Annotated in this window: 16 protein-coding genes, 2 pseudogenes and 1 other annotated feature; all 18 genes and pseudogenes read left to right on the forward strand. The window is 37.8% G+C overall.

Annotation, left to right across the window (positions count from 1 at the left end; genetic code table 11):
• Nucleotide 1 precedes the first annotated feature (1 nt).
• The 18 genes and pseudogenes from GX497_06390 (at nucleotide 2) to rplU (ending at nucleotide 16591) form a co-directional block, all read left to right on the forward strand.
• Nucleotides 2-616: a fimbrial protein gene (locus tag GX497_06390; GenBank protein HHY72843.1), complete on the forward strand. Its 615-nt coding sequence runs from the start codon at nucleotides 2-4 to the stop codon at nucleotides 614-616.
• Entirely contained in the window at nucleotides 613-1491 is an 879-nt protein-coding gene (locus GX497_06395; protein ID HHY72844.1) for a hypothetical protein, read from the forward strand. The genes GX497_06390 and GX497_06395 overlap by 4 nt, the downstream gene beginning before the upstream one ends.
• 147 nt (nucleotides 1492-1638) lie before the next feature.
• Entirely contained in the window at nucleotides 1639-2775 is a 1137-nt protein-coding gene (locus tag GX497_06400) for a hypothetical protein (GenBank protein HHY72845.1), read from the forward strand.
• 300 nt (nucleotides 2776-3075) lie between these two features.
• Entirely contained in the window at nucleotides 3076-3969 is an 894-nt protein-coding gene (locus GX497_06405) for an Rpn family recombination-promoting nuclease/putative transposase (protein HHY72846.1), read from the forward strand.
• A gap of 27 nt (nucleotides 3970-3996) precedes the next feature.
• Nucleotides 3997-4395, forward strand: coding sequence for a hypothetical protein (locus GX497_06410; protein ID HHY72847.1), 399 nt, complete (start codon nucleotides 3997-3999; stop codon nucleotides 4393-4395).
• A 47-nt stretch (nucleotides 4396-4442) separates the two neighbouring features.
• Nucleotides 4443-5009, forward strand: coding sequence for a septum formation inhibitor Maf (locus GX497_06415; protein ID HHY72848.1), 567 nt, complete (start codon nucleotides 4443-4445; stop codon nucleotides 5007-5009).
• Between the two features lie 26 nt (nucleotides 5010-5035).
• A pseudogene (gene radC, locus GX497_06420) lies at nucleotides 5036-5521 on the forward strand (DNA repair protein RadC).
• Nucleotides 5522-6089: 568 nt separating this feature from the next.
• A complete protein-coding gene (locus GX497_06425; protein HHY72849.1) occupies nucleotides 6090-7901 on the forward strand; it encodes a group II intron reverse transcriptase/maturase in 1812 nt (603 codons plus the stop codon).
• Between the two features lie 104 nt (nucleotides 7902-8005).
• Nucleotides 8006-8209, forward strand: a pseudogene (locus GX497_06430) (hypothetical protein).
• Between the two features lie 101 nt (nucleotides 8210-8310).
• Entirely contained in the window at nucleotides 8311-9351 is a 1041-nt protein-coding gene (locus GX497_06435; GenBank protein ID HHY72850.1) for a rod shape-determining protein, read from the forward strand.
• A gap of 17 nt (nucleotides 9352-9368) precedes the next feature.
• Nucleotides 9369-10253 carry a rod shape-determining protein MreC gene (mreC, locus tag GX497_06440; protein HHY72851.1) on the forward strand — a complete coding sequence of 295 codons (885 nt, stop codon included), beginning with the start codon at nucleotides 9369-9371 and terminating at the stop codon, nucleotides 10251-10253.
• 2 nt (nucleotides 10254-10255) lie between these two features.
• Nucleotides 10256-10795, forward strand: a complete 540-nt coding sequence (gene mreD, locus GX497_06445) for a rod shape-determining protein MreD (GenBank protein HHY72852.1) — start codon at nucleotides 10256-10258, stop codon at nucleotides 10793-10795.
• A gap of 49 nt (nucleotides 10796-10844) precedes the next feature.
• Entirely contained in the window at nucleotides 10845-11528 is a 684-nt protein-coding gene (gene minC / locus GX497_06450; GenBank protein HHY72853.1) for a septum site-determining protein MinC, read from the forward strand.
• A complete protein-coding gene (gene minD, locus GX497_06455; GenBank protein ID HHY72854.1) occupies nucleotides 11529-12326 on the forward strand; it encodes a septum site-determining protein MinD in 798 nt (265 codons plus the stop codon). It begins immediately after the preceding gene.
• A 154-nt stretch (nucleotides 12327-12480) separates the two neighbouring features.
• Nucleotides 12481-13284 carry a M23 family metallopeptidase gene (locus GX497_06460; GenBank protein ID HHY72855.1) on the forward strand — a complete coding sequence of 268 codons (804 nt, stop codon included), beginning with the start codon at nucleotides 12481-12483 and terminating at the stop codon, nucleotides 13282-13284.
• A 15-nt stretch (nucleotides 13285-13299) separates the two neighbouring features.
• A complete protein-coding gene (locus GX497_06465) occupies nucleotides 13300-14166 on the forward strand; it encodes a stage IV sporulation protein FB (GenBank protein ID HHY72856.1) in 867 nt (288 codons plus the stop codon).
• 450 nt (nucleotides 14167-14616) lie between these two features.
• Nucleotides 14617-16092: a ribonuclease E/G gene (locus GX497_06470; protein ID HHY72857.1), complete on the forward strand. Its 1476-nt coding sequence runs from the start codon at nucleotides 14617-14619 to the stop codon at nucleotides 16090-16092.
• A gap of 98 nt (nucleotides 16093-16190) precedes the next feature.
• Nucleotides 16191-16269, forward strand: a sequence feature (ribosomal protein L21 leader region).
• A gap of 13 nt (nucleotides 16270-16282) precedes the next feature.
• The gene (gene rplU / locus GX497_06475; GenBank protein ID HHY72858.1) at nucleotides 16283-16591 is read left to right on the forward strand and encodes a 50S ribosomal protein L21; all 309 of its coding nucleotides are present in this window, start codon (nucleotides 16283-16285) and stop codon (nucleotides 16589-16591) included.
• Nucleotides 16592-16594 lie beyond the last annotated feature (3 nt).

Consider the following 16594-nt stretch of genomic DNA (forward strand, 5'->3'; position numbering starts at 1 on the left):
GATGCTAATCGAAATTAATTTATTGCCAAAAAAAGAACGGAAAAAGCTGTCTACTCTCATTGTTGTCATTGCATCTATATTAATTCTACTTATTGGCAGCGTTTATAATGTATTAATGTATCAAACTTCAAAAACGGAAGTAAATAATCTCACTACTAATCTTCAAATGACAAAAGAGCTTCGTGCAATTCAAGAGCAGAAGCTAACAGAAGTAACCTCGACAAGTGCCGTTGATCGATTAAAAACGACAATCGATTGGGTGCAGAAGCTGCCAATCTCGACGGTTACTTTACTTGGACATCTTACAGCGCTCTTACCAGAACGTGGTTTTATCTTGAATGTAACCTATGCGGATTCAGGTGTGGTAACACTTACAGTTCAGTTTGATACAAACCGCCAAGTAGCTTATTATTTAAATGAGTTAGAGAACTCTGATATCATCGATTCAGTTGAATTAAGAAGTGTAAATACAAGTGGAGATGAACTTGAAAAAACAGACAAGATTTTAAAAGACAAGCTAGTGAAAGTTCTCGTTCCAAGATATGTTGCTGTATATGAACTTCATTTAAACCGTCAAGCATTAAAAGTTTTAGAGAACAAGGAGGATGAATCATGAACCTCCAATTATCGAAAAAAAACCTAGCATTTATTTTTACCATTATCTTGGCAGTTGTTTTGCCGCTGGGTTCGTATTTTTACCTTGTTAATCCATTGAAATCAGAAATAAAAACTCTGAAAGAACAGCTTTCAACTGAGGAAAAACTTTATGATACGCTCGCAGAGCGGGTTGGTAGTACAAAAACTAGTGTAATTGGCAATTCAAGAAATTTACAAAAAAAGCTTCCTGTGGAATCATTTATGGAACAATTTGTCTTGGATTTGGAAAAGGCAGAGGTTGTTTCGAATAGCTTAATTGAAGATATGACTTTTCAAAATCAGGATGTTTCAGAAAAGGATGTTATTGTAGACAATAGTGGAGAAAACAATGAAGCCTCAACTGAAACTAGCGCCGCAACCGATTCACAAGATACCGGACAACAATCGACAGACGTTCCAGGAATTCCGGAAGGGATTAAAAGAGTAACAGTCAACTTAACGGTAACATCGAAAGATTATTTCGATTTGCTTACATTTCTTGAGGCCATTGAAAATTTAGAACGGGTTACAAAAATCGACTCTTTAACATTTAATGGTGGTAAAGAAATATTATCAACTGACCAAGAAATTGAGGAGTTAACCTATAAGGTTGTAATATCGACATTTTACTATCCAGCACTTAAAGAGTTGAAGGATGAATTACCAGTATTTGATACCCCGCCGCCAAGTAACAAAGACAATCCGTTGCCAACAGGAATGTATTATAAAGAGGATATTGCGAAAAAAACAGATAAAGCTGAAACAAAACAAAGTGATAAAACTGAGTCAAAGCCAACGGAGGAAACAAAGTCGGTAAAAAAACAAGCAGTCATGGGTGGCAATAATACTCAATAAAAAGCAATTGTGGAATATTAACAGGAATTGACGAATAGATATAAGAACAAGACGACAAATGTCTTGTTCTTTTTTGTTTTTGATATGGTAGCATTTATTGAGAGAGTACGCTGCTAGAACTGTTTTATAAAGAGGTGGGATGAGAGCATGGACAAGCATAAAAACGAGCAAATTTCGATTCGGATTAACGGCAAAGAACGATTGTTCTTATCTGATGAGGAGTTAAATCAAGAAATTGCAGCAGCAAAGGATATAGAAGAAAATGAAATGGAAGTTATCAAGGATTCAGTAATAAATAATGTGATAGATTTTGAAGAACGACGAAACGGCCGAGGTCGAAAGCAAGGCTATAAAAAGCCTTTTAAGCCTATGTCAAACAGTTTTTTGGATAAGTCGTTAAAGAAAAGAAGATTACTATTAAAGAAATTTGCGATAGTTTTACTTTCGGCTATTATCATTGGGACAGGCTTTGGTTATGTCGTCTTATCGTTATTTACGGATTTTAGTGAAGAACAGAGTAATGGCAATAGCGCAAACGTAAGTGAAGCTGGGCAAGCCATTTTAGAAAATAATACAAATGCCGATGCGGCACCCCAAGGTACACAACAGCAAGGAGAGACGTTTGGAATGCTGAACGAAGTATCACTAGGTACGAAGGGGGTTGGTGGTTCGAGCGCTACTGATGGGACTAATTCTATGATGGGGATTGCACCATTGAAGATTGAAGTCATCCAAGGGGGAGCCTTTGCATCTGTAGAGTCAGCAAATGAATTCGCTGCTGCCTTAAAAAAAGGTGGGTCTGCTGCTGTGATTTTGCCAGAATCAAAACCAGTTCTCATGTTTATCGGACTTGGCACAAATCGTAATGAATCAGAGATTATCGGTGATTTTTATCTCAAAAAGGGACAAGAAGTATATTTAAAACCGTTTGAACTATCAGGTATTGGTGCAGGCAAGGTTAACAATCGTGAAGTAGCGGATTTTGTTTCAATAGGATTAAGCCTCTATCAAACTTTAGTGAAGCTTTCCACACAGGCATTTCAGACGAACACAATTGAAAAAAGTGCATGGAAGGACGTGGATGTACAATTTTCAGAGTGGCAAGATGCAAAACCGCAAAAACTACCAGCTTCGTTAACTCAATTTTCAAATTCAGTCGCAAAAGCATATGAATCACTAGCAGCTTACAAAACAAAAGCTAACGAAGTGCACCTATGGAATTCTCAGCAAGCCCTGCTAGAAGGCCTTGTATCCTACAAAAAATGGCATGATGATATGAGGTAGGGCTCTCTTGGCACCATGCCACACTCAGATGAAGGAGGAGAGGTACCTTACCGCAAAATGTTACAATAGAGTGTGAATTTCAATTTTTCGTAAGTTTTTGCTTTAAAAATTGAAAATTTAATGGATAAGAAGCCATTTTGGTTTCTTTTTTTGTTATTATCGCTTTAGATTTTCAATTTCTCGAATTTGTTTTTGTAATGAAAGTTTGATATTTTACTATTAAAAGTTTTGATGGAAAATCTATAATGCATATTTAATTTTAAAAAGAAAGGGTAATGCCAGTTGCAAGCAAACGTTATTATTTATGATTTCCCTGCCCCATATATTGACCATGACCGCTTATTTAAAGAACTACTTCAGAATTTTTTTCAAGAATTTGTCGAGTTATTTTTCCCCGAGCATTATATCCACATTGATTTTTCTCATTTAAAATTCCTTTCGCAAGAATTGTTTACTGACATCGTAAAAGGAGAAAAACGAAAAATTGATATTCTTGCAGAAACAAAATTAAAAGATATAGATGCGCTTATTCTTATTCACGTTGAACCTCAATCTTACTTCCAAAAAGAATTCCATGAACGGATGTTTATCTACTTTAGTCGCCTTTATGAAAAATATCGAAAGCCAATATTCCCTATTGCCATTTTCAGTTATAATGATAACAAGGAGGTGTCAGACTACCTCATAATAGAAATTCCCACTTTCAAAATGGTTGAATTTCGTTATTCACAAATCCACCTAATCAAAATGGATTGGCGTAAATTTATCGGTAGCAATAATCCAGTGGCTGCCACACTCCTAAGCAAAATGGGCTATCGGCGAGAGGAACGAATCCAAGTAAAACTTGAATTTTTACGCATGATTAGCCGAATGGAATTAAATCCTGCAAAAATGGAGCTTTTATTCGGTTTTTTTGAAACATACTTACAGCTAAATGAGGAGGAGGAAAAACTGATGCAAGAAGAAATCACAAGGCTGCCAGAAGAGGATGCTAAGGCTATTTTGAGGTTGCCTAATTCTTATTTTGAAAAAGGACTTGAGCAGGGCATTGAAAAAGGAATGGAAAAAGGGATTGAAAAGATTGTTCGTGAAATGTACAAAAAAGGGCTACCCGAGGAATTAATTTCAGAACTATCCAAACTACCGATCGAACAGATTAGAGAAATAAAACAAAATATAAATGATTTTTCGTGAAATAAAACTATATAAGGTGGAGTCAATATGAGTGAACAAATATTAAATCAAATTTTAGAGCAAATGGGCGGTTTGAAAGATGAAATGAGCGGTTTGAAAGATGAAATAAACGGTTTAAAAGGTGAAACGAAAGAAATAAAACAAGAGATGAATGAACGTTTCACAAATATAGAGTCCACGATGGCAACAAAAGAGGATATTAAACGTATTGAAAATATCATTAAAGAAGCACGAATAGAAAACATTAATTCTGACAGTCTAATCTTACAAAAACAAGATGAAATGCAAGATACTGTTAAAAGTATAGAAGATACAGCTAAGAACATACAAACTACACAAGATAAACATGAAAAAATAGTAGAGCGTTTATCTTTGCGGTCAATAGAGCAAGAACAAGACATTGCAGAATTAAGAAGGATTAAATAATCAATACGATCAGAAGTTCAGAAAAATAAAACAATGGTGATATGCAGATGAAAAGAAAATTAATCTTAGCCTCTAGTTCCCCAAGAAGAAAAGAATTGCTGTCCTATGCAAACATTCCGTTTAAGATTGTTGTTAGTCAAGTGGAAGAGCATTTTAATGACAAAAACGAGCCACATGAAATTGTTCAGGCACTAGCACTGCAAAAAGCAGAGGCAGTTGCCACAAAGCTAGACAGTGATGCTGTTGTACTTGGAGCAGATACGATTGTAACGATAGACAATCAAATATTAGGAAAACCAATTGATGAAAATGAAGCAAAAACAATGCTTAGAAAGCTTTCGAACAGAGAACATACAGTTTATACGGGGGTAGCCATTGTCTCTAATACGGAAACAACTACCTTTTATGAAGAAACAAAAGTTCAGTTTTGGGAGCTGTCCGACAAAGAGATAGACGATTATATCAAAAGTGGGGAGCCATTTGATAAAGCTGGTGCTTATGGAATTCAAAAACTTGGCTCAATTTTAGTTAAAAGAATTGAAGGGGATTATTATAATGTTGTCGGCTTGCCAATTTCTAGGGCCTACCGCGAATTAAAGCGGTTTTTATATTAGTAACAGACGAAATGGAGAGAAGAAAAATGCCACAAACGTCCCTAATGATTAAGGATTATCCAAAGGATTCAACCCCAAGGGAGCGGCTTTTGGCCGATGGCCCAGCTAGTCTTTCGAATCAGGAGCTGCTCGCCTTACTACTAAGAACTGGAACAAAAAACGAATCTGTTTTGCAATTAGCGAACCGCTTACTCAAAAACTTTGAGGGCTTGAGGCTCCTAAAAGATGCCACAATCGAAGAAATTACTAAAATCAATGGCATCGGCACTGTCAAAGCCATCCAAATTATCGCTTCATTAGAGTTAGGAAGAAGAGTAAATCGCCTCCAATATGATGACCGCTACACAATCCGCTCACCAGAAGACGCCGCTAAATACGTCATGGATGAAATGCGTTTCCTATCACAAGAACACTTCGTTGCCTTGTTTTTAAATACAAAAAATCAAGTCCTACATAAACAATCTATTTTTATCGGAAGCCTCAATGCTTCGATCGTACACCCAAGGGAGGTTGTGCGCCCATAAGGGCATTTAGAAAATCTGCTTTAGCAAAGCAGTAGGGAAATATCACAATTTTCACCCTATCATCAGCCAACTTATCCGTAAGGGAAACCAAGCGGGGAGTGTAGCATGTTGGAAAAGCCATAAGTTGTCTAGTTACCAAGACACGACTGAATGGCAAGATGAAAATTCATAGACAAGGATGAAAGCTGGATTGCTTGAATGATAGCTCAAGGAGGACTACGGGGACCTTCAGCGGGAGGTAACGATTTACGCTGTGTGAAGTATGCATGTTTCTTAAAGACTTCGAGAAACATGAAGTGATACTACTTCATCCATCTTCTATATGGAAGAAAAGAGCGAAAGTCACATCCGAAACTATTGAATTGCTATGTTTCTAAATGTCTAAATGGGGATTGCCTAAGTTGGGATGCCAAAATATGGCTATGAAAAAAGAGTCTGAATATCCAATATGGCAACGGAGCTCCCGTAGTAGTCCGAGATAGGGAAAGCCTATTACATGGCAAAGGGGAGCAGTTTATCAAGCTTAATACAAAATTGGGAAGGAGCGTGAGGCTCTATGAGAAATCCAAAAGTAGTATTAAACAGTCTAACTTTCAAAGCGCAAGACGAAACGTACGTATTTGAGAAACTGTATCGAAATTTGTACAATACCGAGTTTTATTTAGAAGCCTATGCCAAACTCTACCCTAATAAAGGGAGCAATACAAAGGGAATTGATGACGATACAATCGATGGGATGAGTCTACAAAGAATCGAACGTTTAATCGAAAAAATAAAAGACCAAACATATCAACCAAAACCAGCACGAAGAACGTATATCTCAAAGAAGAATGGGAAAACACGTCCTTTAGGAATACCAACCTTTGAGGATAAATTAGTGCAAGAGCTTGTTCGGCGAATACTCGAAAGCATTTACGAGCCACAATTTTCAAATCATTCGCATGGATTTCGACCAAATCGTAGCTGTCACACAGCCTTAAAGGAGATACGCAACACTTTTACAGGTACGAGATGGTTCATTGAGGGGGATATAAAAGGTTTCTTTGACAATATCGACCATCATGTGTTAATTGGACTTTTACGAAAGCGCATTAGGGATGAGAAATTAATTAATTTAATCTGGAAGTTCTTTAGAGCAGGTTATGTAGAAGAGTGGGCTTTTCATAAAACCTACAGTGGAACACCTCAAGGTGGGATAATTAGTCCTTTATTATCGAATATCTATCTAAATGAATTAGATAGATATGTAGAACATTATGGAGAATCCTTTAATAAAGGTGAAAAACGTAGACATAATCTTGTCTATCATAACCTAGCTTCGAGAATAAATCATTGTAAAAGCAAGAACAAACATGATTGGGAACGACTAACCAAAGAAGAAAAAGCTGAACGGCTTCGAGAATTAAAAGCTCTATACAAAGAGCTACAAAGCCATGAGAGCAAAGACCTTTTTGACCCTAACTATCGTCGAATGAAATATGTAAGATATGCAGATGATTTTATTATTGGTGTTATTGGCAGTAAAAAAGAAGCCGAACAAATCAAGAAAGATTTAACAGATTACCTTGCAGATAAACTTAAATTAGAATTAAGTGCTGAAAAAACGTTGATAACGCACAGTAAGAAAAACGCTAGATTCCTAGGATATGACATTCGAGTAGCAAGAGATTGGCATAGAATGAAAATGCCAAATGGTACGAAAAAGAGAAAATTCAATTACCAAACTAAGTTATTCGTACCGCATGAAAAATATATCAAAAAACTCATCGATTTAGGTGCATTAAAGATTGGCAGCAACAATGGGTGGAAACCTATCCATCGACCGTATTTAGTGCATAATGATGATTTAGAAATTCTTCGAACATACAATGCGGAAATTGAAGGGTTATATAATTACTATCGCTTAGCAAGCAATGTACATGTGCTTCAATCTTTCCGTCAGACAATGAAATACAGCATGATTAAAACGTACGCCAATAAATATAGAAGCACCGTCAGTCAAATCATTACGAAGTTTAAGATAAATGGGAGTATCGGTGTACGCTATAAAACGAAGGATGGACAAAAAATTGCCTATTTTACGGAACAACGTATGGAAAAAAACTCGGAAATAAAACATCATTCGGTAGATACAATCGAAAATACGTTAGTTAATAGTGGCAGAACGAGTTTAATCGACCGTCTTTTAGCAGAAACCTGTGAATGGTGTGGAGCCAAAGGCGTACCACTAGAAATGCACCATGTGAAAAAGCTGAAAGATTTGGAAGGTAAAAAGATGTGGGAACAGATAATGATTGCAAGGAGAAGAAAGACCATTGCGATGTGTATCCCGTGCCATCATAAATTGCATAACGGAAAGATAGATTAGGTAAATGGAAAGCCGTATACTCTGAGAGGAGTACGTACGGTTTGGAGGGGAGTTCTCGGAAACCTACTTAGGTAACTAAGCAAGGCATCGGGTTCTTACCCTACTTCAAAGAAGCCCTCAGAAGGTCAAGCGCCTCTATTATTTGCGTTCATAACCACCCTTCTGGCGACGCCACACCAAGCCGTGAAGATATTGATGTGACAAAGCGCTTGGTTGAATGTGGAAAATTACTTGGCATTGAAGTACTTGACCATCTCATAATTGGCGATACTAAATTTATAAGCTTAAAGGAAAAAGGATATGTTTAAAAAACTATCCTTTTCTATTTTTTTACCGTATAATAATCATTATGAGTTTGTGTGTACAAGTTTCTTGTACGTCATGCTGAGAAAGGAAGAGATACATATTTATGTTTGGTTTAGGTGGCTTTTCTCGTGATATGGGAATTGACTTAGGAACAGCGAATACGCTAGTTTACGTTAAAGGCAAAGGTGTTGTCGTACGCGAACCTTCTGTTGTTGCTTTTCGAACGGATAAGGGAACGATTGAAGCTGTTGGTAATGAAGCAAAAAATATGATTGGTCGGACACCAGGAAATATTGTCGCCTTAAGGCCGATGAAAGATGGTGTGATTGCTGATTTTGAAACAACAGCAATCATGTTGAAGCATTTTATCGAAAAAGCACAAAAAAACCAATCTGCTTTTTCTAGAAGGCCACATGTAATGGTTTGCGTGCCATCGGGAATTACAGCTGTTGAAAAGCGTGCTGTGGAGGATGCGACCGTTCAAGCTGGAGCACGGACAGCCTATACAATTGAAGAACCGTTTGCAGCGGCAATCGGTGCGAATTTACCTGTATGGGAGCCTACGGGAAGCATGGTTGTTGATATTGGTGGAGGAACAACGGAGGTTGCGATTATTTCCCTTGGAGGGATCGTTACGAGCCAATCTGTTCGTGTCGCTGGCGATGAAATGGACGATGCGATTATTCAATATGTAAAGAAGAAGTATAGCTTGTTAATTGGTGAACGAACTGCTGAACAGCTAAAGCTAGAAGTTGGTTCAGCAGGTATGCCAGAGGGTATTGATAATATGGAAATTCGTGGACGCGACCTTTTGAGTGGCCTTCCGAAAACAATCTCCATTACGGCTGAAGAAATTGCTGAAGCTTTATACGATACAGTGTATGCGATTGTCGATGCAGTGAAGTTTACATTGGAAAAATCCCCGCCAGAATTAGCGGCTGATATCATGGACCGTGGTATCGTATTAACGGGGGGCGGCGCTTTGCTCAGGAATCTTGATAAAGTTATCAGTAATGAAACGAAAATGCCTGTATTAGTGGCCGAAAATCCTCTGGATTGTGTGGCGATTGGGACTGGAAAAGCATTAGATAATCTACATCTTTTCCGCTCAAAAGCAGGAATTACATCGAGGTCAAGAAAATAGGTAAGTAGGTGTAAATCATGCCACAGTTTTTTTATAATAAACGATTAATCGTGCTTTTAGTTAGTATCATTATTTTAGTGGCATTGATTGGTTTTTCCTTAAAAGATCGATCCCATTTAAGCTGGCCTGAGCAGTTTTTAAAGGATACGATTGGCTGGTTTCAATCGATTTTGCATCAACCCGCTGAATATGCAGCGGGTTTCTTTGAAAATATCGCTGATCTAAAAAATACCTTTGAGGAAAATAAGCTATTAAAGGCACGATTAGATGAATATGTTGAGTTAAATGCTAAAGTTTCGGAATTGGAAAAAGAAAATGAACGGCTGCGCCAAATTTTAGATAAAAAAGAAAGCTTGCGCGACTATAAGCTGATTCAAGCCAATGTCATCGCGCGCAACCCAGATCACTGGCATGAATTAATTTTTATTAATAAAGGTGAACAGCACGGAGTCAAGAAAAACATGGCTGTTATTACATCAGAAGGAATGATTGGCAAAATTAAACAAGTTTCGCAATTTACGTCTACGGTGCAGCTTTTAAGTGCCGTTGATCGCACGAACCGTATTTCTGCTGTAGTAAAAGGCAATAAAGATATTTTTGGACTTATTGAAGGTTATGATGAAAAAAAAGGTGCGTTATTATTTAAACGAATTCCATTTGATGTTGACATAAATTTACAAGAAAAACAAACGGTTATTACATCGGGATTAGGTGGTGTCTTCCCGAGCGGTTTAGTCATTGGTGAAATTACCGAGGTTGTACCGGATGAACATGGACTAACAAAAATGGCCTATGTGAAGCCTTCTGCTAATTTTTTCGATATTGATCATCTCATGATTGTCCAAAGGTTATCGACAACGCCTGGTGAGGACTTAGTAGAAGAAACGGAAGGAGGAGTCTAATTGTGAAAAGATTCCTTCTTGCGTTTATTGTATTTTTGGCTTTTTTATTTGAAAGTATTTTTGTGGAGCTTGTACCAGCTGAAAGATTTGGTATTGACCGAGTTTTTGTACCGAGATTTACGCTTGTATTAATAATGCTCATTGTCTTTTTTTATAGCCGTAATAAGGCGATTGTTTATGCGATGCTCTTCGGTTTATTGTTTGACATTATTTATACCGATATCATTGGGGTTTATATGTTTTCATTTCCACTCATTGTCTATGTCATTTCTTTATCTAAGAAAGTGCTTCATACAAACCTCTTAGTTGTTTTCTTTGTTGTTACAGTTGGAATTAGTCTTCTAGAAATGCTAACCTTTGGTATTTTATATTTAGTCCATGTGACAACGCTTGATTGGAATCAATTTATGTTTAATAGATTATTTCCAACGCTTGTTTTAAACGGAGTATTTATAATTTGTATTTACTATCCCATGAAGAAATTTTTAGTACGATTAGATAAGCTGGCAAATAAAGAAAATGATAAGTTAGTCAATCATTAAAGGAAAAGCTTTGAATTATGTCGAATTAAAATCATCGAGGTGAACGAAGATGATCGGACAAAAACAACAATATGTAACAATTAAAGGAACAAAAAGTGGACTTACTTTATATTTAGATGACTGTTGTTCTTTTGAAGAGCTTCTAAAAGAATTAAAAGAAAAGTTATCCACAAACTACCAACCTGAGGATAGTCCTTTAATCTCCGTTCATATTAAAGCAGGAAACCGCTATTTAACGAGTGACCAGGAAGATCAAATTCGCGAAATTATTCGAAGTAAGAAAAAACTTGTTGTCGAAACGCTTGAATCGAATGTGATGACAAAAACAGAGGCCTTAGAATGGAAAAAGAAAAATGGGGTTGCAACAGTTTCGAAAATCATTCGTTCAGGCCAAGTATTACAGGTTAAAGGTGATCTCCTTTTAGTTGGCGATGTCAATCCTGGCGGAACGGTTATGGCTGGCGGCAATATTTATGTTATGGGAGCATTGCGCGGCATTGCCCATGCAGGTTGTTACGGAAATCGCGAGGCTGTTATTGCCGCTTCTTTAATGAGGGCGACGCAGCTCCGTATTAGTGATTTAGTAACTCGTGCTCCTGATGAGCAGGAGGATGGCCATGAAATGGAATGTGCATTTATAGATCAAGATGAAAATCAAATTGTAATCGACCGAGTTCAGGTTTTACCACATCTAAGACCAAATTTAACGAAGCTTGAAAGGGGAATGGTGTAAATGGGTGAGGCTATCGTTATTACATCAGGAAAAGGCGGCGTTGGAAAGACAACAACAAGTGCTAATTTAGGTACTGCATTAGCGTTATCTGGGAAAAAAGTTTGTTTAGTTGATACAGATATTGGGTTGCGAAATCTAGATGTGATTATGGGGCTTGAAAATCGGATTATTTATGATTTAGTGGATGTTGTTGAGGAACGCTGCAAGCTTCAACAAGCACTAATTAAGGACAAACGCTTTGATTGTTTATACTTGCTTCCAGCAGCACAAACAAAGGACAAGTCTGCTGTCTTTCCTGACCAAATGAAAAAACTAGTTGGCGAATTAAAGCAGGATTTTGATTATATTATTATTGATTGCCCAGCAGGGATTGAACAAGGTTTCAAAAATGCTGTTGCTGGTGCTGACAAAGCGGTTGTTGTTACGACACCGGAGGTGTCTTCTGTTCGCGATGCCGACCGAATTATTGGCTTACTTGAACAAGAGGCAGTTGAGCCGCCAAAACTTATTGTCAACCGAATTCGCAGTCATATGATGAAAAATGGCGAAATGTTGGATGTTGATGAGATTGTAAATATTTTAGCTATTGATTTACTTGGAATTGTCGGTGATGATGATTCAGTTATTAAGGCTTCTAACAGCGGGGAACCGGTTGCCTTAGACCCGACAAGCAAAGCTTCGATTGCCTATCGTAATATGGCAAGGCGCATTTTAGGAGAATCAGTACCATTGCTTTCCTTGGAAGAAGACAAAGGCGGCATGTTTTCAAAAATGAGAAAGTTTTTTGGGATGAAGTAAGTTGAAGTGAATAAATGGGTATGTGATAAAAATTAGAACTTGGGCTTTGTTCCCAGGTTCTTTTTTTATACTTCTGCCTAGTCATATCCTCCGGGGACAAGTCATAAACATTTAGTAATGATTATGCAAGCGTATAAGCGGGGGAATGATGAGGGTGAGAAATCAAGTTGATGAGGTAAAAAGGCGAATAGCCAAACGGAAAAAGGAGAGCCGTTCATTTGGTGAAACACCACCTATTACAAGAAAAAATGTCTATCCACTTCCAAAAGATGAAGAACGATATGGGGAAGCTCCATTTATTGATTATGAGCATCCCTCATACTCAAAACAAAAGCATCCTGTATTTAGGAGCGAATTCTTTGTTTTACAAGTATTGCTTGCCGCAAGTTTATTTTTAGTTGTCGGTATTTTGTTCAAAGATTCATCGCCACGCTGGCAAGTGGCACGCACGTTTATTAGCGAGACGATGGAAAAGGAATTTCAATTTGCGACCGTATTGGATTGGTATGAAAATCAATTTGGCAAACCTGTTGCACTGCTACCAAATACGAGTAAACAACAGATGGCACCTGACACAAATCTAGCTGAAAAAACAGAGCATGTTTACGCCGTTCCCGCAGCGGGACGAGTTCTTGAGCCGTTTTCAAAGGACCGCCAAGGAATAATGGTTGAAACGGGCCGTGATTCTTTTGTTGAAGCAATTGATGATGGCGTTGTGATTGATGTTGGTATTAAAGAAGATATCGGCAAAACGGTTGTTGTGCAGCACTCTGATGGCAGTGAGACATGGTATGGAAATTTGGCTTCTATCAATGTAAAATTATATGAATTTGTGAAAAGTCGCACCCAACTTGGCCAAGTCACCAACACTGATGACGGGCAAGCAGGGACCTTCTATTTTGCCTTTAAAGAAGGGGATGTTTTTATTGACCCGATTCAGGTGATTAACTTTGACTAGGGTTGGTGATTTACATTGACTGAATTTGACCTTAAGGAGATCCTCGGTAAAATTTCGATTCATCCTTTGTTTTGGCTTGTTGTTGGTATTGGGGTGTTAACGGGACGGTTTTTGGAAATTATTATGTTATTTACGATTGTCTTTGTCCATGAAATGGGTCATGCCGCTTGTGCACATCATTTTCGTTGGCGCATAAAAAAAATTGAACTGTTGCCATTTGGCGGTGTTGCTGAAATGGATGAGCACGGTAATCGTCCTTTAAAGGAGGAATTGCTTGTTATTTTAAGCGGGCCTTTGCAGCATATTTGGCTAAGTGGTTTAGCATACTTACTTTTTTTTATCGGGTGGATTGATCAAAATACATATGACTTGTTTATGAAGCATAATATGATGATTTTGGTCTTTAATCTACTTCCGATTTGGCCGTTAGATGGAGGGAAACTTGTCTTTTTAGGCATGTCCCTAAAGTTTCCGTTTAGTCAGGCCCATCAGTATGCATTGTTTACCTCCATTGGGTTTGTTGGTCTATTAGTTTTGTCTACGATTTTAGTTTTTCCATTCCATTTGAACTTATGGATTGTTTTATTGTTTGTTATTTTTGCCCATTATGTTGAATGGAAGCAAAGGAAATTTGCCCATATTCGTTTTTTACTGGAACGGTATTATGGCAGGAGTCGGGAGATAAAAAATTTGCGCCCGATTGTCGTGAATGATTCAGACCAGTTAATTGATGTTTTTGCCCAATTTTGCCGCGGTTGCAAACATCAAATTATTATAAAAATGAGTGACCGAGAGCAAATCACTTTTGATGAAAACGAGCTACTTTATGCTTATTTTTCAGAAAAAAGAACAAATGGGACAATGCGCGAGATCTTTTGTTAAGCGGGACATAGGAGCTGCGGTACTAGTAGATACGGCGATTCTATGTTCCGTTTGTTTTTGCTCAAAAGAAAGTATAGTGCCCGTGCTCAAGAAAAAATCGTTTAATCGGTCACTAGGATGATACTATAGTGCCCGTGCTCAAGAAAAAACCGTTTAATCGGTCACTAGGATGATACTATAGTGCCCGTACTCAAGAAAAAATCGTTTAATCGGTCACTAGGAAGGTACTATAGTGCCCGTACTCAAGGAAAAATCGTTTAATCAGTCACTAGGATGATACTATAGTGCCCGTGCTCAAGGAAAAATCGCTGAAACGGTCACTAGTCTATCAGCCCTTCCCCATGTCCAACGACGCTGCTAGTCTTAAGCATACTAATATTCTATAATACTACATGAGATATCGTTCTGTTTCCTAATCCCAAATAATAAATAAAGTAAGGAAGAAATCATTTGCGAAAAATTATTTTGAACTATCGAACAACTGAAAAACGAGCTGCTGTTTTGGAAAATGATACATTAATGGAGCTTTTTATTGAGGGAGCTGACGAAGAGTCGATTGTCGGCAACATTTATAAAGGGCGGGTTGAAAAAGTAGTGCCAGGCATGCAGGCGGCATTTGTTAATATTGGTCAAGAGCGCAATGGTTTTTTACAAATCGAACAGCTTGTAGCCTATAAAAATTTAGAGCCAGCAAGAAAGGTGAATGCATCCATTTCCAATTTGCTCCATGAGGGACAGGAGCTTGTTGTCCAAGTAACAAAAGATGGATTTGGCGAAAAGGGGCCAAGATTGACGACAATGCTTGAATTATCTGGGCTGTTTGTTATTTATTTGACAAATGATGCACAAATTTCTGTATCGAAGAAAATCGCAGAAAACGAAAGAGAAAAATGGCGCCGTTTTGGCCAGTCTATTTGTACAGAGAATGAAGGTGTCATTTTTCGAACAGCTTGTGCTGGCAAGGAGCCATCAGTAATTGGTGATGAAATGGCCTTTTTGAAAAAAACATGGCAGGATGTGCTTGCCAATCAACCCTCAAAGAAAGCACCTTGTCTTCTTTATAATAATTCAAGTTTTGCGGAGCGGCTTTTATGGGATATGGTTGGTGATGTGCCAACAGAAATTGTCGTTGATGATGGCCTTGTTTTTCGGACGCTGAAACAACGTCTTTCTATTTATGATGATGGTGCATTAACTGAAGTTCGTTTGTATACGAATAAAGAAAATATTTTTTCTTATTTTGGAATCGAACAAGAGATGGACAAGCTTATAAGGCCTTATGTGGAGCTTGAGAATGGCGCTAGCTTGATGATTGAAGAAACGGAAGCGTTGACAGTTGTTGATGTCAATACTGGAAAATTCACCGGGAAATATAATGCCAATGAAACGATTGTTAAGACGAACGAAATCGCAGCAAGCGAAATTGCTAGGCAGCTTCGGCTCCGCAATATTGGTGGGATGATTTTGATTGATTTTATTAATATGGAACATGAAAAAGACAGAGAGTTTGTGAAAAACAAACTTGTTGCGGCCTTAAAGACTGACCGCAATTATACAAAGGTTTTTAGATTTACTCAGTTAGGTCTGTTAGAAATGACAAGAAAAAAACAAAGAAAATCCTTACTCGAAAAAGTAACAATCCCCTGTCCAACATGTTGCGAAACTGGACGAGTCTATTCAAGTGAACAAGTTGCATTCCGTGTTGAAAGAGCACTATGGGAATTCAAAGGAATGGATCATGAAGCGATTTGGCTTGAAGTTCCAGAAAATGTTTCGGCTTTATTAAAAGCGAACAATCATCTTACGGAATTGGAAGCGGCTTTACGATTTAAAATTTTTATAACAACAACTGAAAAGTACGTTGATACATTTAAAGTACGGCAGATCAGTTCGGAAAATGAAATAAGAAAGCGGCTTTTTAACTAAGGAAATTGGGACACGGTACCCGTCAATTTTCGTCCATTTTGCAATTGACTTTTTTCACCGGATTATGGTATGATTTTCATTGTGTTTAATGTAGCGCACCACAGCTACAACCGCACAGAACAGGTTTTTAAACTGGATTCGAATGCAGTACCTGGGATGGCGAGTCTTAGTTTAAGAGGAGGTGCAGGGAATGTACGCAATTATTGAAACTGGCGGTAAACAAGTGAAAGTTGAAGAAGGACAAGCAATCTACATCGAAAAGCTTAACGCTGAAGCTGGCGAGACTGTTACTTTTGACAAAGTTTTAATGGTAGGTGGCGATAACGTAAAGGTTGGTAACCCAACTGTAGATGGTGCTTCTGTTACTGGTAAAGTTGAAAAGCAAGGCCGCGCTAAGAAAATTATCGTTTTCAAGTATAAATCAAAGAAAAACTACAAGCGTAAGCAAGGTCATCGTCAACCGTACACTAAAGTTGTTATCGAAAAAATTAACGGTTAATTA

The organism is Bacillus sp. (in: firmicutes) (genome assembly GCA_012842745.1).
In the GTDB taxonomy this organism is placed as follows: Bacteria; Bacillota; Bacilli; order Bacillales; family Bacillaceae_J; genus Schinkia.

Coding starts and splice junctions, on each gene's coding strand:
- minD (HHY72854.1), top strand. CDS start 11,529: ATGGGTGAGGCTATCGTTATTACATCAGGAAAAGGCGGCGTTGGAAAG.
- GX497_06390 (HHY72843.1), top strand. CDS start 2: ATGCTAATCGAAATTAATTTATTGCCAAAAAAAGAACGGAAAAAGCTG.
- GX497_06415 (HHY72848.1), top strand. CDS start 4,443: ATGAAAAGAAAATTAATCTTAGCCTCTAGTTCCCCAAGAAGAAAAGAA.
- GX497_06395 (HHY72844.1), top strand. CDS start 613: ATGAACCTCCAATTATCGAAAAAAAACCTAGCATTTATTTTTACCATT.
- GX497_06435 (HHY72850.1), top strand. CDS start 8,311: ATGTTTGGTTTAGGTGGCTTTTCTCGTGATATGGGAATTGACTTAGGA.
- GX497_06410 (HHY72847.1), top strand. CDS start 3,997: ATGAGTGAACAAATATTAAATCAAATTTTAGAGCAAATGGGCGGTTTG.
- GX497_06400 (HHY72845.1), top strand. CDS start 1,639: ATGGACAAGCATAAAAACGAGCAAATTTCGATTCGGATTAACGGCAAA.
- minC (HHY72853.1), top strand. CDS start 10,845: ATGATCGGACAAAAACAACAATATGTAACAATTAAAGGAACAAAAAGT.
- GX497_06425 (HHY72849.1), top strand. CDS start 6,090: ATGAGAAATCCAAAAGTAGTATTAAACAGTCTAACTTTCAAAGCGCAA.
- rplU (HHY72858.1), top strand. CDS start 16,283: ATGTACGCAATTATTGAAACTGGCGGTAAACAAGTGAAAGTTGAAGAA.
- mreC (HHY72851.1), top strand. CDS start 9,369: ATGCCACAGTTTTTTTATAATAAACGATTAATCGTGCTTTTAGTTAGT.